At 45.0% G+C, this 19993-nt stretch carries 24 protein-coding genes; 13 read left to right on the top strand and 11 right to left on the bottom strand.

Translation table 11 applies throughout. From position 1 onward, the window contains the following. Positions 1–7 precede the first annotated feature (7 nt). Complete coding sequence (locus K6T23_RS22390; RefSeq protein WP_420493470.1) at positions 8–1165, top strand: GNAT family N-acetyltransferase; 1158 nt, start codon at positions 8–10, stop codon at positions 1163–1165. 36 nt (positions 1166–1201) lie between these two features. Here K6T23_RS22390 and K6T23_RS12485 read toward each other — a convergent pair whose 3' ends face one another. Beyond that, positions 1202–2293, bottom strand: a complete 1092-nt coding sequence (locus tag K6T23_RS12485; RefSeq protein WP_048014414.1) for an AI-2E family transporter — start codon at positions 2291–2293, stop codon at positions 1202–1204. Between the two features lie 187 nt (positions 2294–2480). On the opposite strand from K6T23_RS12485, the gene K6T23_RS12480 reads away from it, so the two are divergent. From K6T23_RS12480 to K6T23_RS12470, 3 genes are read left to right on the top strand one after another with little or no spacing between them, the layout of a single operon-like run. Continuing rightward, positions 2481–3947, top strand: a complete 1467-nt coding sequence (locus tag K6T23_RS12480) for a spore germination protein (protein WP_238281228.1) — start codon at positions 2481–2483, stop codon at positions 3945–3947. After that, positions 3934–5037 (top strand): GerAB/ArcD/ProY family transporter, encoded by a 1104-nt coding sequence (locus K6T23_RS12475; protein ID WP_238281226.1) that lies wholly within the window; start codon positions 3934–3936, stop codon positions 5035–5037. The genes K6T23_RS12480 and K6T23_RS12475 overlap by 14 nt, the downstream gene beginning before the upstream one ends. Then, positions 5034–6137 carry a Ger(x)C family spore germination protein gene (locus K6T23_RS12470; protein ID WP_048012866.1) on the top strand — a complete coding sequence of 368 codons (1104 nt, stop codon included), beginning with the start codon at positions 5034–5036 and terminating at the stop codon, positions 6135–6137. The genes K6T23_RS12475 and K6T23_RS12470 overlap by 4 nt, the downstream gene beginning before the upstream one ends. Positions 6138–6261: 124 nt before the next feature. Here the strand turns inward: K6T23_RS12470 and K6T23_RS12465 are convergent, their stop codons facing one another. The 3 genes from K6T23_RS12465 to K6T23_RS12455 are packed head-to-tail and all read right to left on the bottom strand — an operon-like array spanning position 6262 to position 7523. Next, a complete protein-coding gene (locus tag K6T23_RS12465) occupies positions 6262–6576 on the bottom strand; it encodes a DMT family transporter (RefSeq protein ID WP_048012865.1) in 315 nt (104 codons plus the stop codon). Next, a complete protein-coding gene (locus K6T23_RS12460; RefSeq protein ID WP_048012864.1) occupies positions 6576–6920 on the bottom strand; it encodes a DMT family transporter in 345 nt (114 codons plus the stop codon). Before K6T23_RS12460 ends, K6T23_RS12465 begins: the two co-directional genes overlap by 1 nt. A gap of 6 nt (positions 6921–6926) precedes the next feature. Next, positions 6927–7523, bottom strand: coding sequence for a TetR/AcrR family transcriptional regulator (locus K6T23_RS12455; protein WP_048012863.1), 597 nt, complete (start codon positions 7521–7523; stop codon positions 6927–6929). 142 nt (positions 7524–7665) lie between these two features. On the opposite strand from K6T23_RS12455, the gene K6T23_RS12450 reads away from it, so the two are divergent. Beyond that, positions 7666–7986: a hypothetical protein gene (locus tag K6T23_RS12450; RefSeq protein ID WP_048012862.1), complete on the top strand. Its 321-nt coding sequence runs from the start codon at positions 7666–7668 to the stop codon at positions 7984–7986. 51 nt (positions 7987–8037) lie between these two features. Then, positions 8038–8511, top strand: a complete 474-nt coding sequence (locus K6T23_RS12445) for an NUDIX hydrolase (protein WP_238281224.1) — start codon at positions 8038–8040, stop codon at positions 8509–8511. Between the two features lie 28 nt (positions 8512–8539). Here the strand turns inward: K6T23_RS12445 and K6T23_RS12440 are convergent, their stop codons facing one another. Further along, positions 8540–8731, bottom strand: a complete 192-nt coding sequence (locus tag K6T23_RS12440) for a hypothetical protein (protein ID WP_048012860.1) — start codon at positions 8729–8731, stop codon at positions 8540–8542. A 327-nt stretch (positions 8732–9058) separates the two neighbouring features. Continuing rightward, positions 9059–9256: a hypothetical protein gene (locus K6T23_RS12435; protein WP_048012859.1), complete on the bottom strand. Its 198-nt coding sequence runs from the start codon at positions 9254–9256 to the stop codon at positions 9059–9061. Positions 9257–9373: 117 nt separating this feature from the next. On the opposite strand from K6T23_RS12435, the gene K6T23_RS12430 reads away from it, so the two are divergent. After that, positions 9374–9949 (top strand): histidine phosphatase family protein, encoded by a 576-nt coding sequence (locus K6T23_RS12430; protein ID WP_238281223.1) that lies wholly within the window; start codon positions 9374–9376, stop codon positions 9947–9949. Between the two features lie 23 nt (positions 9950–9972). Next, on the top strand, positions 9973–10362 hold the full coding sequence (locus K6T23_RS12425; RefSeq protein WP_337946908.1) for a thiol-disulfide oxidoreductase DCC family protein: 390 nt from the start codon (positions 9973–9975) through the stop codon (positions 10360–10362). A 107-nt stretch (positions 10363–10469) separates the two neighbouring features. Here K6T23_RS12425 and K6T23_RS12420 read toward each other — a convergent pair whose 3' ends face one another. The 3 genes from K6T23_RS12420 to K6T23_RS12410 all read right to left on the bottom strand — a co-directional run bounded on the left by K6T23_RS12420 (position 10470) and on the right by K6T23_RS12410 (position 12035). Beyond that, positions 10470–10862 carry a secondary thiamine-phosphate synthase enzyme YjbQ gene (locus K6T23_RS12420; protein ID WP_238281219.1) on the bottom strand — a complete coding sequence of 131 codons (393 nt, stop codon included), beginning with the start codon at positions 10860–10862 and terminating at the stop codon, positions 10470–10472. Continuing rightward, positions 10834–11619: a 5-oxoprolinase subunit PxpA gene (locus K6T23_RS12415; protein ID WP_238284426.1), complete on the bottom strand. Its 786-nt coding sequence runs from the start codon at positions 11617–11619 to the stop codon at positions 10834–10836. Before K6T23_RS12415 ends, K6T23_RS12420 begins: the two co-directional genes overlap by 29 nt. A 227-nt stretch (positions 11620–11846) precedes the next feature. Further along, complete coding sequence (locus tag K6T23_RS12410) at positions 11847–12035, bottom strand: hypothetical protein (RefSeq protein ID WP_238281217.1); 189 nt, start codon at positions 12033–12035, stop codon at positions 11847–11849. Between the two features lie 212 nt (positions 12036–12247). Here K6T23_RS12410 and K6T23_RS22200 point away from each other — a divergent pair, with 212 nt between their 5' ends. Genes K6T23_RS22200 through K6T23_RS12400 form a run of 3 tightly spaced genes read left to right on the top strand, consistent with a single transcriptional unit; the run spans position 12248 to position 14487 of the window. Beyond that, a complete protein-coding gene (locus K6T23_RS22200) occupies positions 12248–12373 on the top strand; it encodes a hypothetical protein (protein ID WP_258523402.1) in 126 nt (41 codons plus the stop codon). A 30-nt stretch (positions 12374–12403) separates the two neighbouring features. After that, on the top strand, positions 12404–13084 hold the full coding sequence (locus tag K6T23_RS12405) for a response regulator transcription factor (RefSeq protein ID WP_053426895.1): 681 nt from the start codon (positions 12404–12406) through the stop codon (positions 13082–13084). Beyond that, the gene (locus tag K6T23_RS12400; RefSeq protein ID WP_048012852.1) at positions 13081–14487 is read left to right on the top strand and encodes a HAMP domain-containing sensor histidine kinase; all 1407 of its coding nucleotides are present in this window, start codon (positions 13081–13083) and stop codon (positions 14485–14487) included. The genes K6T23_RS12405 and K6T23_RS12400 overlap by 4 nt, the downstream gene beginning before the upstream one ends. Before the next feature lie 11 nt (positions 14488–14498). Here the strand turns inward: K6T23_RS12400 and K6T23_RS12395 are convergent, their stop codons facing one another. Beyond that, on the bottom strand, positions 14499–14945 hold the full coding sequence (locus tag K6T23_RS12395) for an Hsp20/alpha crystallin family protein (RefSeq protein WP_238281215.1): 447 nt from the start codon (positions 14943–14945) through the stop codon (positions 14499–14501). 509 nt (positions 14946–15454) lie between these two features. Here K6T23_RS12395 and K6T23_RS12390 point away from each other — a divergent pair. Both K6T23_RS12390 and odhB read left to right on the top strand, forming a co-directional pair. Then, positions 15455–18304, top strand: coding sequence for a 2-oxoglutarate dehydrogenase E1 component (locus K6T23_RS12390; protein WP_238281212.1), 2850 nt, complete (start codon positions 15455–15457; stop codon positions 18302–18304). A gap of 19 nt (positions 18305–18323) precedes the next feature. Next, positions 18324–19562, top strand: a complete 1239-nt coding sequence (gene odhB / locus K6T23_RS12385) for a 2-oxoglutarate dehydrogenase complex dihydrolipoyllysine-residue succinyltransferase (protein ID WP_056536153.1) — start codon at positions 18324–18326, stop codon at positions 19560–19562. A 294-nt stretch (positions 19563–19856) separates the two neighbouring features. Here odhB and sda read toward each other — a convergent pair whose 3' ends face one another. Then, complete coding sequence (sda, locus tag K6T23_RS12380) at positions 19857–19991, bottom strand: sporulation histidine kinase inhibitor Sda (protein WP_048003790.1); 135 nt, start codon at positions 19989–19991, stop codon at positions 19857–19859. Between the last annotated feature and the right edge of the window lie 2 nt (positions 19992–19993).

Below are 19993 nucleotides of genomic sequence, written 5' to 3'. Positions count from 1 at the left end.
TGTCATCATGAAGCAAATCATCGCCATGGGCGGCGGGGGGTTCTCAATGGAACCTGATAACCTGGCGCTGGATCAATACATACTGGACCAATCACAGAAAACATTACCAAAAATCCTGTTTCTCCCAACAGCTAGCGGGGATGCGGAAGGATACATCAAGCGCTTTTACGATTCATTCAATTCTCTTCGGTGCATTCCTTCTCACTTATCCCTTTTCAAGCTCCCTGCAAGGGACTTGGAACGTTTCATCCTTGACCACGATATTGTCTACGTTGGGGGAGGCAATACCAAAAGCATGCTCGCCCTCTGGAGAGAATGGGGTGTGGACAGAATCTTGAGAAAAGGATATGAAGAGGGGATCATTCTGTCAGGGCTGAGCGCAGGTTCGATCTGTTGGTTTGAAAGCGGGGTAACGGATTCCTTTGGAGACGATCTCGATATCGTTAAGGGTCTCGGGTTTATCCAGGGGAGTCATTCCCCTCACTATGACGGAGAAGCAGAGAGGAGACCGGCGTTCCATTCGTTCATAGAACGTGGATTGATCCCTGACGGGTATGGGGCTGATGATGGAGCCGCGCTCCACTTTGTGGACGGAGCACTGAAGGGAGTCCTCACATCTCGTCCTCATGCTTCTGCCTATAGGGTGGAGGGAAGGGATGGGATCATATCGGAAACAAAGCTTGACCTTACCTATTTAAATGAACATAATCCATCCAATGGGCGTCCATCCATGATCATAAAGGAAATCCCTGCAAAGGAAACCTATGAATTGAGGCATGAAGTACTGAGGCCGGGGCAGCCTCTTGAAGCATGCATATATGAAGGTGACGAAGGTGAACGAACATTCCATATCGGCGTCTACCTTCAAGATCGACTGGTGTGTATCGGATCATTTTATCAAGAACAGGAAAAGTCACTGTCACAACAAAATCAATACAGACTCCGCGGGATGGCTACACTGGAGTTCGAAAGAGGCAAGGGGATCGGCAGCAAGCTCATAGCCTTTGCAGAATTGGCCATGAAGGATAAGGGTGCGGAGGCATGGTGGTGCAATGCAAGGACGACGGCTGTACCCTATTATGAGAAGCTTGGACTACAAAAAGTTGGGAATGAATTTCATATCCCTGAAATTGGTCCTCATTATGTGATGTGTAAAATCTTATGATCAAAAAGGCCCTGCATCGCCTGCAGGGCCTTTTCTTCATTCCTTGATCGTTGAGCTACGGAGTCTGATGATCTTCAGCAGGTTCAATACGATCGTTTTCATAACGGCATAGAATGGTACGGCAAGGATCATACCGACGATTCCCGCAAGATTCCCTGCTACCAGCAAGAGGATGATGATCGTTGCCGGATGGGTATCCAGGCGTTTCCCCAAAATGAGGGGAGACAGGAAATTCCCTTCGATCTGTTGGGCGATGACCACCACGACGATGACGAGTACTGCCTTCGTCGGGGAATCAAAGAGGCCGATGATCACTGCAGGTGCTGCCCCGAGGAATGGACCGAGGAACGGGATGATGTTCGTTGCTGCCCCGATCAAGGCCATTACCAAGGCGTAAGGAAGGCCGATGATGAGATACCCGATGAACGTCAGGGTACCCACGAATGACGCGACCGTCAGCTGACCCTGGATATAGGCAGCCAATGTGCCTCCAGTTTCCTTGAGCGTCTTGACTCCTTCTTCACGGTAGCTTGCCGGCATAAATTTTGCAATGGCATCCGGCAGCTTATATCCGTCCTTGAACATGAAGAACAGGAGGAACGGTACCGTCACGATCAATACCGTAATATTCGTTACAATGCTCACGATGCTTTTGATTCCTGATGTAATGTTATTCGGCAGGGAGTTTGCAATCCCCATGAGCTGGTCTTCAATGTCTTTCATGGACACATAATCCTGGGTCATGACCCATTTAAATTGCTTTGTTTCAGACAGGTACTCGACGAACTGTTTGGTTTGATCAGCGTAATTTGGAAGCTCGTTGAACAGAGCCGTGATCTGTTTGTAGATGATCGGAGCCACATTGCCTATGATAAGGACGAGTATCCCGACAATGGCTGCATAGAGAACGATAATGGCGATGGTCCGCGGCAGCCGTGCCTTCTCCAATAGATTCACGACGGGATTCAGCAGGAAGTAAAGGAATCCTGATATCACAATGGGGAAGAACAGGGTCGAGACGAACACAGCAATCGGTTGGAACAGGAACGAGATCTTCGTTGAAACGAAAATGATGGTGAGGATGATTAAGATTTGCAGGGTCCACGTATAAAATTTCTTCTTGGTCAACTGATTCACTCCTGAAAGTATATATGTAATGGAATTAGTATAACAAATTGCAAGGTCTCATACATAATTTTAACTTGTTAAGAAAATAGAGGTTCCTTCATTAGAATAAAGCCGTAAGTTCAGGAGAACCTACAACTACTTACCAAAATGATCGAGGGTGAAGATGTGTTCCATGACCAATAGAAAAATGAAGAAACCCAAACCTCTTATTAGAAATCATAACCATATGGATTTTCTTACTGAAAAAATGACGGCTATAACAAATGGGCTAGGTAATACTCAGGACCTTTCCTTCAGAGATCTTTATTTTAACAGCAAGGTGTTAAAAATCGTACATATCAATTCAATTGTTCAAGAGAATGATTTATACGAATTTGTCGTTAGGCCACTTTTAGAGAATCCCCAAGGTAAGGTAATTAACATTATTGGTGGTAGTAACATTGACGAGACCACTGATCATGATGTAGCGATTTCCGGTCTTGCTGAAGGACGTTGCCTATTGCTAGAAGATGATTCGGAGGTAATGACTCTTGTTACTGTCCCAGTGCAAAGTTCGTCACAAACTGTTGAACCGGAAAATGAAAAGGTAATTCGTGGTTCCCATCGAGGGTTTGGTGGAGACTTAACTGAAAATATATCCTACATTCGTCAATGGATTTCGTCTGAGAAATTGACCATTAAGCATTTTTTAGTTGGGAAAAATACACGTACAAAAATTGCTCTTATCTTTATTTCTGATTTGGCTAATGAGGAAATCGTAAAGGAAGTTGTAAACAGGATTGATTCTATAGATAGTGAAGACATTCAATTAATGGGCCAACTGGAAGAGTATGTAGAGGATTATGCTTTTTCACCGTTTCCACAATTGCTTAATACTGAGCGACCTGACAGGGTTGTAGGAAGCATCCTTGAAGGAAGGGTTGCGTTATTGATGGAAGAGGACCCAACCTCACTGGTTTTCCCCATTTCGTTTTTTAGCTTCTTTCAGACGTCTGAAGATTACAACATCAGATCGACAACGGCCTCGTTTTTTAGGTTGATACGACTTTTAAGTTATATGACGACTCTCTGCCTACCGGCTATTTATATAGCGGTCATTTCTTATAATTATGAGGTGATTCCAGTTGAAATCATATTCTCAATTAAGAATTCACTGGAATATCTCCCGTTTCCGCCTCTGATTGAAGCGGCTATCATGCAGTTTACACTCGAGTTAATTCGAGAAGCTGCCATCAGGCTTCCAAACCCAATAGCACAGACGATTGGAGTAGTAGGAGGTTTGGTTATAGGAAATGCGGTCGTACAAGCTCATTTTGTTTCAAATACGATGGTTATTGTCGTGGCCATTACAGCCATATCCTCCTTTGTTATACCATCCAATGAATTGAGCACATCAATAAGGATTTTAGGATTTCCTTTAATGGTCATGGCGTCGTTGTTTGGTTTCTTTGGAATCATCATTGGTTTGATGATGATTCTCATACATTTAGCAACTCTGACTTCTTTGAGCCATCCCTATCTTTATCCCCTAATCCCTTTAGATGTTAAAGCTTTGCGCGATACAGTGATACGGTTACCGATTTGGATGATAAATAAGCGGCCAGAAAATATTAAAAATGCTTCTCAAAGAAGGCAGACAAATGATTCAAATTAAACAAACCAAAACACAACTTTTATTTTTCATCATCCAAACCCAGATAGGAGTCGGCATATTAAGTTTACCTTACAGTGTCTTTCAACGGGCGAAGCAAGATGGGTGGATGTCGATCTTATTAGCAGGTCTGGTTGTACAACTCCTCATACTTTTATTTTGGATGCTTGCAAAAAGATTCCCGGAACTTTCGTACTTCCGATATTTAAAATTGATTCTAGGTACGTACATTGGAAACGTGGTCACAATCGCCTATACGATTTATGGGGTTTTAGTGTCAGCTCTAATCCTCATGTTTTCGACGAAAGTGATAAAAACCTGGTTATTGATTTATACTCCAAAATGGATTGTTATGAGTTTACTGGTGCTAACCGCCATAATGTTGGCTAGAGAACATGTGTTAACCATCAGTAACATTTACATTTTAGTTTCTGGTCTGGTACTTTTTTTGCTTTTCATGTCTTTAGTGGTCCTTGGAACCTATCCTGTCGAAATACGCTACTTATTTCCAATAGGAAAAGAATTCGGCATGAACATGATAAGTGGAGCGGAGGAAGCTGGATTTTCCATGTTCGGATTTGAGATGTTGTTACTCCTCTTTCCATATTTCAATACACTTGGTGAGAAATCAATATTAAAAACTGTCAGCTTAGCCAGTTGGCTAGTTACGCTCTTGTATTTAACTATGTTTCTAATATGTGCGGTGGTATTTAGCCCGTCAGAACTATTGATCATTCCGCAGCCTGTTTTGTATTTTGTCAAATCCATAAACCTTCAAATTATAGAGAGAATTGACTTGATATTTTTGTCTCTATGGATTGTCAATGTCATAACTTCCTTAACGAGCTATTTATTCTTTTCTCTTGAAGGAAGCAGAAACTTACTTAAAGGAATGAACAAGAAGAAGGGAACATGGTGCCTGATGGGGTTTGGGTCGGTAAGTTTTAGCATTGCACTCATGGTCGACATTACAAAGATCGAGGTTTATCACTTTTATGTCATGAATTTGTCTTATATGATGGTTGTCATCCTTCCAATCATCATCCTGATACTATCACTCATACTGAAGAGGAAAGGGGTGAACTCCGGTTGAGAAAGGTAGTGGTTTTGATATTCATCATCTCTCAATTATTCCTATCCGGTTGCTGGGATCAGAGGTTACTGAAAAGTAGCCGTCTGGTATATTCAACAGCATTTGATCTTGGTGGTAATGATTCTAAGGTGGAAGGAACAGTCATCATTCGCGATTTTAAGGGGGGAGTCCCCACGAACTTAGAAGTGAATGCTGAAGGATACAGCATCCGTGATCTTCGAATAAATTTAGAGAATAGAATATCCGGGAACTTAGAGCAATCGAAAAATCAAGTCTACTTATTGGGGGAAGATTTGGCGAAGGAAGACATTTATGACTTTATGGACATTTTTTTTCGTGATCCCAAAAATTCAATTTCCTCTAAAGTTGCTGTAACAAAAGGAACTGCAGGGGATTACCTACGAAAATTATCCATGAACAACGTGCTCATATCTGAGTTCATCATAGAATCCATTGCTTCATCTGAATCACAGTCAAAAGTCCCAAAAGTCAATATGCAAACAATCTGTACCGTTATGTTTGATGAAGGAAAAGATTTCATGCTTCCATTATTCAAGATGAAGGAGCAAGAGATAATTCAAGATGGAACTGCTTTGTTTAGTGGACGTAGGATGACAGGAGAGTTAACGGATGAAGAATCCACCATTCTCCTCATCATGACGAAACAAGAGGGAAAGGTGGCAAGGTTTGTCTCAAAAGTAAATGCAGATAAGCAACCTAATATTCAGAATTATATTTCGTACAACCTTATGAATACCAAAGTGAAGATGAGAATTCTTTCAAATACCCCGGGAAACATCAGGGTAGGTTTACATTTGAAAGCTGATATTGACGTTGCGGAATACCCTCCAAACCAACTTTTCACCAAAAAAGAAATAAAACGTCTGAACAAAGAAATTGAAGGGGATCTAACAAGTAGAATTGAAGACTCAATTAAAAAAATTCAGGAAGCTAATTCGGATTTATTCGGAGTGGGAAGGGAATTAATCGCCTTTCATCCAAAGGAATGGAATAGAATGAATTGGAGAGAAGAATACCCAACAATTCATTTTGAAACGAATGTACAAGCTGAAATTACCGGTAATGGCATCATAAACTAATAATACCGAACATACTTTCCGGAGATAATCCCAGGAAAGTATGTTCGGTACTTATTCATAAAAGATGAAAATGGGTATATACTTAGCCTTATCTTGATATTGTACAAATTGAAGAAGTTTCTGTTCAGGATACGATCTTTAATCCAATTATGCTTCCAACAATACAGAGAATGAACGCGATCCGCTTAACGTCCTTTGCTTCCCTAAAGAAAATCATCCCCATGAGGACGGCGCCGGCAGAGCCGATACCGGTCCAGATACCGTATCCTGTACTGACGGGTATCTCCAATAAGGCAACAGACAAGAGATAGAAGCTTAGTGCGCCTGCAACGAAACACACGGCTGTGGGAACGATCCGTTTGAATCCTTCGGAAAGCTTCATGAACGAAACCATGACCACTTCGCAGCATCCTGCGGCAATCAGTGCGAGCCATGCCATTACTGAGCCCCCCTTTCTTCCTGTTCTTCCTTGTCACTCATCTTCAGACCGATGATCCCAAATATGAGCAGGGCGACAAAGAGAATCTTCAGCGTGCTGACCCCATCACCGAGAATGAACATGCCGACTATGGCCGTACCTGCAGCACCTATCCCTGTGAAAACCGCATAAGCAGTTCCGATGGGGAGGAGCTTCATTGAATTTGAAAAGAAATAAAAGCTGATCAGGATCAGGATGGCCGTGATGATACTCGGCACCGGCCTTGTAAATCCTTCTGATAGGGAGAGCCCGGTCGCCCAGCCGATTTCCAGGATCCCTCCGATGATGACATAAATCCAACCCATGATGTTCTACACTCCTTTGTTGTTGGTCAATCCTAGTTCATAGACCTTCCAGATCGACTCAATCCGTTCTTTGAAGATTTCTTCCGTATAATAATGATGTTCGAGGAATACCCCGTCGATAAGACATAAGAATGACGCAGTAAACTGGTCCACATCGATGTGCATGAAGTATCCGTTCCTTTTTCCGCTATCGTGAATGGAGCGGAGCAGGCGGCTATATTCGACTTCAAGTTCATAGAACTTTTTGCTGATGAATTCCTTGAATGGGTCAGGGGGATAGAAGCTTACCCGTTTCCACAACCGCGCCTCCTTAGTCGTCAACAGGCGGTGGCAGAAAGAGTCAAAGACCCTGCGCACTTGTTCGATGGCTGAGCCTGGATGTTCAATCTCATGCAGTTTGTGATAGGAAGTGATTTCAGATTTGATGAGATCTTCTATGACATCCGTGAAAATCTCTTCTTTGCTTGAAAAATGATTGTAAATGGAAGGTTTTTTTATTCCAACCACAGCTGCAATATCACTCAGAGAGGTTTCTTCATAACCTTTTTGTCCGAATAAATCCAAGGCTGTTTGTTTTATTTTTTTCTTATTATCGAACTTCAACGAAATCCCTCCTTGCATCAACTAACTAACGGTCGGTAGTTAAACCATATCTTATTTTTTTCACCTTGTAAAGAGGAATCCTTTTTCATGAATGTCCTTTTCCCTGCATATACCTTTTATAGCTATATCTAGGAGGGGGAACGTGGGTAAAATCGGTTTGAAACTCATCGTCTTAGGCATACTGGTCTTTCTTTTGATTGGACTTGGAGTCATAAAATGGATGAATGGCGCTCATAATGGATGGCTCACCATTGAAGAAAAGTTTTATCCCATAAACGAAAATACGGCTCAAGGCGTGAAGACGGGACGTGAAATTGACGTTTCAGGTCATCGTTGCTCCATCACCTTCAGCAATGAAACAACTTATGAAGTCGACTGTGATCGGTATTTGGATTACCGTGTGGGTGAAAAGGTGAAGATCACCGTGGAAGAAGGCGAACTCATAAAAATCAAAAGGAAATAATGACAGGTGAAGGGGGAATCCGGTACAATCACCTTAAAGGTGGGGTTCTATATGGGCTATATTGAAGAACTGAGATCACTGGTCGGTACAAGACCGATCAATCTCGTCGGTTCCACGGTCATCTTGACCGATGGGGAAGGGAGGATCCTCCTGCAAAAGCGCACCTTTCCCGTTGGGAAATGGGGTCTCCCCGGAGGTTTGATGGAACTCGGGGAATCCGCTGAGGAGACGGGGAGGAGGGAGGTAAAGGAAGAAACGAATCTGGAAGTGGGACGCCTTAAGCTCGTGAACGTCTATTCCGGTCAAGATCAGTACATAGAAGCGGAAAATGGCGACCAGTTCTATTCCGTTACAGTCTGCTTTCACTCCGAAGAGTTTGAAGGTCAATTGAAACTGCAGCGTTCTGAAGGAACGAAGCTGGAGTTCATCTGCCCGAAAGATTTGCCTGATGATATGGTGGCAAGTCACAGGAAGATGGTGGAAGACTTTATGAAAAATAAGAAAAATCAAAAAGACGACGCTTAAAAGCGCCGTCTTTTATACGTCTATCTCATTATCTAGAGATGATATCCAGGTAAGCATGGTATGCGGTAAGCTTTTCATATTGACCAAAAGCCTTCCCGAAATAACCGGATGATTGCCCGACCGCTATATAATTACCGGTGGTCGGAAGGATATGGATCATGATGGATGGACGGCCAGTATTCCTATCTTCAGGGACGTGAAGCATGGAGAATCGTTTCATCGTTGGCCTCCTCGAATCATCGAACAACCGATGATTCACGTTAAACGTAACACACTTAGTCCATTCATTCAATCGTTCCTTCAAAAAGACCCACATAAAAAAGGTGCGCCATTCGAATGATTATGTGACGAACAAAACGGGAATAGCAACAGCGTAGGAGGTTGCATGATGAATATAGATGAACTGCTTGAAAATACCGTGGACCTTGGAGAAGAAGAACTGACTCGACCGATCTACCGGATTGACATCGATCGTCTGCTTGACCTCACACATGACCGATAAAAAATGCCGGCCCTATCTATTGAGAGGGTCGGCATTTTTTATCGGTCAATCATGGCGTTTGTGCTTATTGAGAAGCTCCTTCAGCATATTGATGATGGTAGCCCTCTCCGGTTTATCAAAGCTCGAGGTCCATCGATCAACCAGCTCACGTTCGTCTTCTGTAAGATCACGCTGCAGGCCGTCGACCAGGACTTCCATGATTTCATCACCGGCATCTTTCGGAATGATGGTTTCAGGTTTCATAAAATCCCCTCCCTTGCCATCCTTTTCCCTTTTATGCGGTTTCGAAACCTATTGGTCCCCATTGACCGCCGCTTTGTAGTACACTGGATGAAAACACCTGACAGGGGGTACATTCAAATGACACAGATTTGCTTGATCAGACATGGTCAAACCGATTGGAATAAAGCGGGGAGGCTTCAGGGACAGACAAACATCCCCCTTAATGAAGCAGGGAGAAAACAGGCCAGTGAGTGCAGGGATCATCTATCCGGAGGGGATTGGGATGTAATGATCACGACATCCTTGGATCGCGCCAGGGAAACGGGAGAGATCATTAACGAAAAGATGGGCCTACCCATGGAGGTCATGGACGAGTTCATGGAACGTGGATTCGGTGAAGGGGAAGGACTGACGAGAGAAGAGAGAAGAGCTTCCTATGAAGGGTTTGACTTTCCCGGTATGGAAACAGGGAATGACCTTACCAACCGGATCATGGCTGGCCTAGCTGCAATTTTGCAGCGCTATCCCGATAAAAGGATCCTATTGGTTTCCCATGGAGGCGTCATTGCAGCCATCTTGAAGCTATTCCATCTGGACGAGCAGCAAGAGGTGAAGCTTTTCAACGGGTGCATCAATAATCTTCACTATTTGGAAGACTCATGGCAGGTGAAGGGGTATAATGTGGTCGATCATCTATCCAGTCCCGGTGCATGAGCGGATAGAAAGGGGGGATGAAAATGGGCATCATATTATTCGACGGAGTCTGCAACTTTTGTGACCAATCGGTCCAGTTCATCATCCGCCACGAAAAAAAGAAGGTTTTTCAGTTCGCTTCCCTTCAAAGTGAAAAGGGGAAAGAACTGTTGATTCGACATGGTGTTCATGAGGAAGTGGATAGCATCGTCCTCATCGAAGACAAACGCGCATTCACTGAATCCGACGCTGTCATCAGAATTTCAAGTAGGCTGCGCTTCCCTTATTCATTAGGTAAGTTTGCAAGGATCATTCCCCGTCGTATTCGAGACGTTGCTTATAAGCAATTCGCCAAGAGAAGATACAAATGGTTTGGACAAAAAGATCAATGCAGCATCCCTTCTAAGGAAGTCAGGGACCGTTTTTTGTCATGACACCAAGGATCGGTATGAACCACCTTTACAGAATCCGGATATCCGCCCTGCGCCGTCGGCATCAGGGACGGATGTCCGGATTTTCTATTTATGTGAAGGATGGCTCTTTACAAAATGGAAACGGCAATTGATCGCATCCTGGGGCCGTCAAACTCACAGAAATAAATACCTTGCCAGGTACCGAGGAGGAGTTTGCCTTCGTGTATAAGAATGGTCTGGGCATGTCCTGTCGTGGATGTTTTCAGATGTGCGGCCGTATTTCCTTCAGCGTGCAGGTCGGACTGATGATCCCACGGGAACACTTCATCGAGTCTCCTGAGGAAATCGGTCTTCACGTCGGGATCGGCATTTTCATTCACGGTGATGCCGGCAGTCGTATGGAGGGATTGAACGACGACGGCACCCGTACTCACATCTGTCTGATCCACATGGTTCTGGACCTCTCGTGTAATATCGGTCATTTCGTCTCTTTTAGTGGTCTGAATCTGAATGATTTTCATAAGAATCTCTCCTGTCTTTATTTGAATAGGGTGATAGAGTATGTAGAATCTCTCGGACCTTTTCTGCTAGACGGATGGCGGACGGGTGATCTCCATGTACACAGATGGTATCGGCTTTGAGGGGGATGCATGCTCCCAGTCTCGTATGTACATGCCCACTCTGTATGATCTGCCTCACCTGATCCAGCGCCTCGTCTCCGGTGAGGACGGCTCCGGAAAGATGCCGCGGTGACAGAGTCCCATCTTCTTCATATGAGCGATCGGCAAATACTTCATGATACACCTTCAAGCCGGCGTTTTCCCCTGCTTTTGTCAGCTCACTACCGGACAGTCCGTAAAGAATCAGGTCAGGGTCCAAAGAAAGGACCGCGTCAGCGATCGCCGAGGCAATAAGGGGGTTTTGTGCGGCGGTGTTGTACAGTGCACCGTGAGGCTTCACGTGGTTCAGCCGGATGCCCTTGGCAGTCGTGAAGGCAGTGAGCGATCCGATCTGATATTGAACCATGGCATATACTTCTTCAGGATCCATGTTCATGGCCCGCCTTCCAAACCCCTGTAGATCGGGGTACCCGGGGTGTGCCCCAACAGAAACACCGGCCTCAGCCGCAAGATCCACGGTTTTCCTCATCACCACCGGATCTCCTGCGTGAAAACCGCAGGCGATATTGACCGATGTCACAAATGCCATGATGGCCTTATCGTCACCAACCGAGAACCGACCAAAGCCCTCTCCCAAATCGCAGTTCATATCAATCATCAAATCATCCTCTCCTGATCAGCCATTTCTTTTTTAGCATTTCAACGATAAAAAAAGAAATTCTCATTGAATTTTAATCTTTCTTTAATTGTATTCACTTTTTTGAGGATTACAATGAATCTTGCTTATGAATAAGGATTTCACTCCCAAACATATGAATCAGGTTCGTATGGTAAAATCTTTATGTTATAAGACCCATTCTAATTTCTTTCCTTTGAAGACAAAAGTCATGCTGAAGCTTTTGTCTTCTTTTTTTGTCTTTTCAGCCGGAACACGCCACTGAAACCCTCCAGTACCTTTTTGTGCCTGCCTGAGTCAACACGGGTTCTTCCAAACACTTTGCGCCGTAATAAGAAATTCAGTCCCTCTTCGAATACCACTATGGAAAAAAGCACGCATGCAATCAACCAGATCATGATCAGCCCCCCTTATGTATTGTATATATGAACCATATATGTACTGTACCACTGTAGAACGGACAACTAACATAGATATTTTATAATATTATTATGTAAACTAAGATGACCTCGAAAATCTTTCTTTCTATGTTAAAGAAAATTCATCTCATTCTCATGGAAATTTAATCTTGAGGGGAGATAATGTTGGTAAATCAAAGGAGGTAAAAATCATGTGGATACGATTTATACCTGTATTATTCTTCAGTCTTACAGCCATTTCACTCTTTGCATATCAAGGTGTAGAAATCATTCATGCCATTCAAGATTTTATTTTTGATAAAAATAGACTAAAATAAGGAATATAAGGCAGCAGAGCAGGTGATGGTGTGAAACGAATATTAGTAATAGAAGATGAAAAAAATCTGTCCCGATTCATCGAGCTTGAATTGACATATGAAGGCTATGAGATCGGGCAGGCCTATGATGGCCGCGAAGGGTTGGACCTTGCATTGAATCAGGAATGGGATATCATCCTCCTTGATCTCATGCTTCCGAGTCTGAGCGGTTTGGAAGTATGCCGCAGGATCCGTCAGGTCAAGGCGACCCCGATTCTCATGATCACGGCCCGTGACAGTGTGATGGACCGGGTCTCGGGACTTGACAGCGGCGCGGATGATTATATCATCAAACCTTTTGCCATCGAAGAACTCCTTGCCAGGTTGAGGGCCGTTTTCCGCCGGTCAGAAAACGAAGCTCAGCTCTCACATCAAACGAGCTTCTCCTATCGTGATCTTGTTGTGAAAAAGGAATCCAGGCAGGTGCTGAAAGGCGATAGGGAAATTGAAGTGACGAAGAGGGAGTACGATCTTCTCCTTGCGTTCATGGAGAATCAGAATATTGTCTTGACGAGGGAAGTGCTCCTGAACAAGGTATGGGGATATGATACGGAAGTCGAAACAAATGTCGTAGACGTCTATGTCCGGTACTTACGGAATAAGATTGATGGTCCCGGGGATGACAGTTACATCCAGACGGTACGGGGCACCGGTTACGTGATGAGATCATGAATAAACTGGTTTATCGGTTCAAACATACGTCTTTAAAGGTTAAATGGGCATTGGCGGCTGGTTCTGCTATCTTTTTAGCCTTTTTTTTATTCAGTTTCTTCCAATATCATGCCATTGATAAATGGCTCATCAATGAAGAAGAGAGCAGTTTCGGCCGCGTGCTGGACGAAATCACCGTCTTCTTCAAACAGCGTGGGCCGAATATCCAGAAACAGGACATCTTTGACAGCCAGGATCTCATGAAGCAGATTGCCGAAAAGGATCAAACAATCAGGATCCTTGATACAGAAGGGAACCAGGTCCTCGAGATCCGCGGGGAAAGTGATACATCATTCTATGTCCCATTCGAGCCGGTCAGAGGAAAATCCGTTCATCTCATCGAGTCTGAAAACAAGAAGATGCTGATCGGAAGGTCTCCGATCCGTTCCAGTGAATTCAATGGATATGTGGAAATCATCCAGCCGCTTAACCGGTATGAAACCGTCATGAGAAATCTATTCTGGATGATGTCCATCATCGGGATCGGTGCACTCCTGATCAGCGCGCTCATCGGGTATATCATGGCCGGAAAATTCGTCAAGCCGTTGAATAACCTCTCTGAAACGATGCGATCCATCGAAAGGAAGGGCTTTCATGAGAGGGTGGATATCGGAGATTCTGCTGACGAAATCTCGGAATTATCATATATTTTCAACTCCATGATGAGCCAGATTGAAAAATCGTTCCAGCAACAGCAACAGTTTGTAGAGGATGCCTCCCACGAGCTGAGGACCCCGATCCAGGTGCTTGAAGGCCACCTTTCCCTCCTTAATCGTTGGGGGAAAAAAGATCCGACCATCCTGGAGGAATCCCTGGAAGTCTCGCTGGAAGAGCTGGAGAGGATCAAGCGCCTGGTGGGGGAACTTCTTGAATTATCAAGGGCAGATCGTGAAAAGCAGGATCTGAACAACGTACGTGCGGATGTCCGTAAGGTTGCCGGCAAGGTGCTCGGAGACTTCGAATTCCTTCATACAGATTACACATTCAGACTGAATGATGGCCTGTCCGGCCCCACGGAGGCTGTCATGCAGCCTCGGCATCTTGAACAAGTACTGACGATCATATTCGATAATGCCGTAAAGTATTCAGATAGGGGTTCTGTGATTGAAATGGTCCTGGATGATGAAGGGGATCGTGTCGTCATCGAGGTCAAGGATGAAGGAATAGGCATTCCGGAAACCGATCTGCCGAAGATCTTTGACCGTTTCTACAGGGTGGACAAAGCCAGGAGCCGTGAGAAGGGTGGATATGGCTTGGGACTTGCCATTGCTTCCAAGCTTATTCAAAATTACGGAGGGATCATTGAAGCCGATCTCAATAAGCCGACGGGTACCATCATCCGAGTTAAGTTGAATAAAGCCTGATCCTAGACGTCTCAGTATCGATCTGAGACGTCTATTTCTGTAAACTGCATATCTGTGCTTTTAGGGATTTTCACCTCCAGGATACCGTCACGAAAGTGTGCAGAGGCCCCTTTTTTCTTCACGAGACAAGGAAGTGTCATGACTTGGCGGTCCCCGTCGGAGGGGATGTTTTCTATGATGGCCTGATTGGAGGTGTGATAAATTTTTACCTTTTTCATCAGTCCCTCATCTTTTAATTCAAAACGGACATACACATCCTCGAAGGATTCAAACACATGTGCAGGGATGCTTACACTCTGTTCGCTGCTTTGATGGGGCGTATGCTGGGGTGAGGCCCCGCCCATGGTGCTGTTGGCATTCATCATGCTCTCGAATCCGCCGGGAAACATTTTTTTCATCATGTCCTGTACGTATGAATCCACTTCCTGAGGATTCATATTCTGTTTCATCCCTTTCATAAAGGGGAATACGTTCCATGGAAACATCGTCGCACCTCATTTCTTGGATCATTCACTTAAGACATTCTATTCATCGATGGGCGGAAGGTTCGCAGACTGACAAACTCAAAAATTGCTGAAATTCAGTAAAAATTGTTTGGTTTTTTTTAGGAAGAGTAGTAAGATGGTTTATGAAAAAAGTCTATCACCTCATACATGATGAGCAAGAATAGTAAGCGCTTCACATAAAATTATTTCAGAATAATGGGTTAATTGACGCATCAACTAAATGACATTATGGGAATAAAGGGGAGATGGCCTTCTCAAAGAAATTCCACACCTTAAGAACTGTAGAGTAAAAATTTTGAGAAATTTGATTTAAGGGCTTTATAATAGTCCTTTACAGTGATAAAATATCCTTGTAAGCGTTTTATACGAACAAATTTTACTATTCTTCCATAATATGAATTGGGATGAATACATGATATCCAAATAATACTAAGTGGCAAATCAGTTGGAGGTTTTTCACGATGAAAAAGCAATCGACCAATCAGGGTGGACCATGGGAATCGTTTTATGGACCCAATCTTGGCTATGTGATCGAAGTGTTTGAAGAATATCTGCAGGATCCCGATGCAGTAGATCCAGAGCTGAAAGAACTTTTTGATCAATGGGGCCCACCGAAAGCTGAAGACGCACAAGTCTTGGCAGATGCCCAATCAGCCGACGCTTCGTTTTCCCTGCCGGCACAGCCGACAGAACTGAGCAAGATGGTGGCGGCCGTCAAACTGGCCGACAACATCCGTACATATGGCCATTTGGCAGCCGATATCAATCCTCTTAATGACCGGGAGAAGGATACGAGAAGAATTGATCTTTCCGCATTCGACTTGACCGAAGAGGATCTCAAGAAGATACCGGTTGATTTCCTATGTCCTGACGCACCGGAACATGTCACGGACGGACTTCTGGCCATCAAACATCTGAAGAAGGTATATACGAAAAAACTTGCCTATGAATATGCGCATGTGCACGAGCTAGAAGAAAAGAATTGGCTGCGTGAGAAAATCGAGTCAGGTCAGTTCTTCCCGAAATTGACGAAAGATCAGAAGCTGCTCCTTTTAAGGAGACTTGCCGAAGTGGATGGTTTTGAAAAGTTCATTCATCGCACATTCGTAGGACAGAAGCGCTTCTCGATCGAAGGTCTTGATACGATGGTTCCCCTCCTCGACGAGATGGTACGCCACTCCGTTGAGGCCGGTGCCAAGACGGTCAATATTGGCATGGCCCACCGTGGTCGCCTGAATGTCCTTGCCCATGTGGTCGGCAAACCGTATGAAATGATCTTCGCGGAGTTCCAGCACGCCCCGAGTAAAGACCTCATTCCATCAGAAGGTTCAATTGGGATTACGTTCGGATGGACAGGGGATGTCAAATATCACCTCGGTGCAGACCGTGAGATATCACCCCGACAGCTTCCGACGGCTCGCGCAAGGGTGACACTAGCCAATAATCCGAGTCACCTTGAAGTGGTGAGTCCGATCGTTGCAGGATACACAAGGGCAGCACAGGAGACAAGGGAAGATAAGGGTTATCCGGAACAATCCCCGGAAACATCGTATGCCATCATGATCCACGGTGATGCCGCATTCCCTGGTCAGGGAGTCGTGGCCGAAACGCTGAACATGAGTAGGCTGCGCGGCTATGGTACAGGCGGATCGATTCATTTGATCGCTAATAATATGATTGGATTTACGACGGAAAGCAGGGATTCAAGATCGACGAAATACGCATCCGATACGGCAAAAGGATTCGAGGTGCCGATCGTCCATGTGAATGCAGATGACCCTGAAGCATGCCTGACGGCAGCGGTCCTTGCGTATGAATACCGTAAGACGTTCGGAAAGGATTTCGTCATCGACCTGATCGGGTACCGCCGCTTCGGACACAATGAGATGGATGAACCGATGGTCACGAATCCGTTGATGTACAAGATCATTCACAAACATCCGAATGTAAAGCAACTTTTCGCGGAAAAGTTGCTATCTGAAGGAATTGTGAGTAAAGACGAAATTGCTGCAATGGATAAAGAAATCGAAGATATGCTGAAGGCTGCTTATGACAAGGTCCCAGCAAAAGATGATGATCCAGATACAATCCTCGCTCCTCCTGAATTCGTTGCGAATGGCCTGCCAGAGATCAAGACGTCAGTCGACCCTGCTTTCTTGAAGGGCTTGAACGATGAAATGCTTCAGTGGCCGGAAGGATTCAATGTCTTCAAGAAGCTTGGGAAAATCCTTCAGCGTAGGGGACTTGCGTTTGAAGGGAAAGGGAAGATCGATTGGGCCCATGCAGAGACCCTTGCTTTTGCAAGCATCTTGAAGGATGGGACTCCGATTCGACTTACCGGTCAGGATTCCGAAAGGGGAACGTTCGCCCAGCGTCATCTTGTCCTGCATGATGAACAGTCCGGTAAAGAGTATATCCCCCTTCATAATCTGAAAGAAACACATGCTTCATTCGTTGTTCACAACAGCCCTCTTACTGAAACGGCCGTTGTCGGATATGAATATGGTTATAACGTATTTGCCCCTGAAACCCTGGTTCTATGGGAAGCACAGTTCGGCGACTTCTCCAACATGGCCCAGGTGATGTTCGATCAGTTCATCTCGGCAGGCCGTGCTAAATGGGGACAAAAATCAGGACTGGTCCTGCTTCTCCCTCATGCCTATGAAGGGCAGGGACCGGAGCATTCCAGCGCACGTATGGAACGCTTCCTGCAGCTTGGCGGTGAGTACAACTGGACGGTTGCGAACTGTTCGACTTCAGGTCAGTACTTCCACCTGTTGAGAAGGCAGGCTGCGATTTTGCAGAAAGAAGAGGTAAGGCCGCTCGTGGTCATGACACCGAAGAGCCTGCTACGGAATCAACATGCATCCGTTACGGCAGAAGAGTTGGCAGGAGGCGAGTTCCATTCCGTCCTCGAACAAAAGGGTACGGGTGAAAATCATGAAGCCGTGGAACGCATCATCCTCGGAAGCGGAAAAATCACCATCGACCTTGAAGAAAAACTAGGTGAAATGGAAGGTCTGGATTGGCTTCATATCCTTCGAGTAGAGGAAGTGTATCCATTCCCTAATCAGGATATCGCAACAATCCTTGAAAGATACCCGAACCTGAAAGAGATTGTCTGGATTCAGGAAGAACCGAAAAATATGGGTGCATGGTCATTTGCAGAACCGCGCCTGAGGGAGCTTGCACCAGAGGGAGTAAGCGTTCATTATGTCGGCAGGAGAAGGCGATCAAGTCCGTCTGAAGGCGAAGCGACCGTACACAAAAAAGAACAATCACGTATCCTGAACGAAGCGTTAACCCGATAAGAAAGAGGAGGACATCACAGTGGCAGAAATCAAAGTTCCAGAATTAGCAGAATCCATTACAGAAGGTACAATCGCCCAGTGGCTGAAACAGCCGGGCGACTACGTGGAAAAAGGCGAATATATCGTAGAGTTGGAAACCGATAAAGTAAACGTGGAAGTCATCTCTGAAGAAGCGGGAACGATCCAAGAACTGAAAGCCGAAGAGGGAGATACCGTTGAGGTAGGCCAAGTCATCGCAGTCGTCGGTGAAGGCGGGGAAGCCCCGGCCCCATCTGAGGAGAAAGCGGAAGAGAAAGCCGAAGCCCCTGAACAGAAGGATCAAAAGCAGGAACCTGCCAAAGAAGAGCCGGCAGCGACCGAGAAGAAGAATCGTCCGATTGCGTCTCCTGCTGCACGCAAGCTAGCGAGGGAAAAAGGGATCGATCTTTCCGACGTACCTACAGATCCACTGGGAAGGGTGCGCAAGCAGGATATCGAAGCCTATGGGAACAAGCCTGCTTCTGCACCGGCCAAGCCTGCTCCAGAAGCTAAAAAAGCTCCGAAATCTGATAATGGTAAACCGGTTGAACGCGAAAAAATGTCACGCCGCCGCCAGACCATTGCAAAAAGGCTGGTTGAAGTCCAACAGACTGCTGCCATGCTTACGACATTTAACGAAATCGATATGACGGCTGTCATGGAGCTAAGGAAGCGTAAGAAGGACAAATTCTTTGAAGACCACGATGTAAGACTCGGATTCATGAGCTTCTTCACAAAAGCGGTTGTTGCTGCCCTTAAAAAGTATCCATATGTCAATGCTGAGATCGATGGAGATGAAATTGTCCTCAAAAAGTTCTATGATGTCGGTGTTGCTGTCTCAACAGAAGATGGACTGGTTGTACCAGTGGTCCGAGACTGTGAGCGCAAAAACTTTGCGGAAATCGAAGGAGAAATCATGGAGCTTGCAACCAAAGCAAGGAAAAACAAGCTTGCCCTTGCCGATCTCCAAGGTGGATCTTTCACCATCACCAATGGAGGTGTCTTCGGATCACTTCTTTCGACTCCGATCCTGAATGGACCTCAAGTAGGGATCCTAGGAATGCACAAGATCCAGCTACGTCCGATGGCAATCGATAAGGATACAATGGAAAACCGTCCGATGATGTACGTTGCCCTATCCTATGATCATAGAATCATAGATGGTAAAGAAGCAGTAGGCTTCCTCGCCATGGTGAAGGAACTGCTTGAAAATCCTGAAGACCTTCTGCTTGAAGGCTGATTCTGATTTTTAATTGAACTGATGAATGTATTGCCGGTGCCCCAGTGGGGCATCGGATTTTTTTTGCACTAAAACTTGTATAAATGCATAAAATATGATTAAAACCAATAGTTTTGGATAAGGGAAAAGGAGGCGATGAAAGTGAAGAAAAAGGTATACTACTATTCTTATTTGTTTCATAAGCTTGGAATCATCGGGGAAGAACAATGGAAGAAAGGAAGTAAAGAAAGGTGAGCTTTACAAAAATAAAAGGTGAAGACAAATTTGTCTTCACCCTCCTCATTCAATGTCTCATCACGATTTCCTAAAAGGCCTCAGTCCACGGTTTCGAATTTCTTTCTTCAGGAGCATAATCCAATCCTGATCATTCCCCTGCTTTTCAGCATTCCGATACGCTGCGACCAACTGTTCATTACTTAAAATTTTCATGA

Origin of the sequence: Rossellomorea marisflavi, assembly GCF_022170785.1 — a bacterium.
GTDB lineage: Bacteria > Bacillota > Bacilli > Bacillales > Bacillaceae_B > Rossellomorea > Rossellomorea marisflavi_B.
This window is presented reverse-complemented; position numbering and strand designations above follow the sequence as displayed.

Coding starts and splice junctions, on each gene's coding strand:
- sda (WP_048003790.1), bottom strand. CDS start 19,991: ATGAAAATTTTAAGTAATGAACAGTTGGTCGCAGCGTATCGGAATGCT.
- K6T23_RS22200 (WP_258523402.1), top strand. CDS start 12,248: ATGTGGATACGATTTATACCTGTATTATTCTTCAGTCTTACAGCCATT.
- K6T23_RS12400 (WP_048012852.1), top strand. CDS start 13,081: ATGAATAAACTGGTTTATCGGTTCAAACATACGTCTTTAAAGGTTAAA.
- K6T23_RS12465 (WP_048012865.1), bottom strand. CDS start 6,576: ATGGCATGGCTCGCACTGATTGCCGCAGGATGCTGCGAAGTGGTCATG.
- K6T23_RS22390 (WP_420493470.1), top strand. CDS start 8: ATGAAGCAAATCATCGCCATGGGCGGCGGGGGGTTCTCAATGGAACCT.
- K6T23_RS12395 (WP_238281215.1), bottom strand. CDS start 14,945: ATGAAAGGGATGAAACAGAATATGAATCCTCAGGAAGTGGATTCATAC.
- K6T23_RS12440 (WP_048012860.1), bottom strand. CDS start 8,731: ATGAAACGATTCTCCATGCTTCACGTCCCTGAAGATAGGAATACTGGC.
- K6T23_RS12410 (WP_238281217.1), bottom strand. CDS start 12,035: ATGATCTGGTTGATTGCATGCGTGCTTTTTTCCATAGTGGTATTCGAA.
- K6T23_RS12445 (WP_238281224.1), top strand. CDS start 8,038: ATGGGCTATATTGAAGAACTGAGATCACTGGTCGGTACAAGACCGATC.
- K6T23_RS12475 (WP_238281226.1), top strand. CDS start 3,934: ATGATTCAAATTAAACAAACCAAAACACAACTTTTATTTTTCATCATC.
- K6T23_RS12480 (WP_238281228.1), top strand. CDS start 2,481: ATGAAGAAACCCAAACCTCTTATTAGAAATCATAACCATATGGATTTT.
- K6T23_RS12420 (WP_238281219.1), bottom strand. CDS start 10,862: ATGAAAATCATTCAGATTCAGACCACTAAAAGAGACGAAATGACCGAT.
- K6T23_RS12460 (WP_048012864.1), bottom strand. CDS start 6,920: ATGGGTTGGATTTATGTCATCATCGGAGGGATCCTGGAAATCGGCTGG.
- K6T23_RS12390 (WP_238281212.1), top strand. CDS start 15,455: ATGAAAAAGCAATCGACCAATCAGGGTGGACCATGGGAATCGTTTTAT.
- K6T23_RS12425 (WP_337946908.1), top strand. CDS start 9,973: ATGGGCATCATATTATTCGACGGAGTCTGCAACTTTTGTGACCAATCG.
- K6T23_RS12430 (WP_238281223.1), top strand. CDS start 9,374: ATGACACAGATTTGCTTGATCAGACATGGTCAAACCGATTGGAATAAA.
- K6T23_RS12415 (WP_238284426.1), bottom strand. CDS start 11,619: ATGATTGATATGAACTGCGATTTGGGAGAGGGCTTTGGTCGGTTCTCG.
- K6T23_RS12435 (WP_048012859.1), bottom strand. CDS start 9,256: ATGAAACCTGAAACCATCATTCCGAAAGATGCCGGTGATGAAATCATG.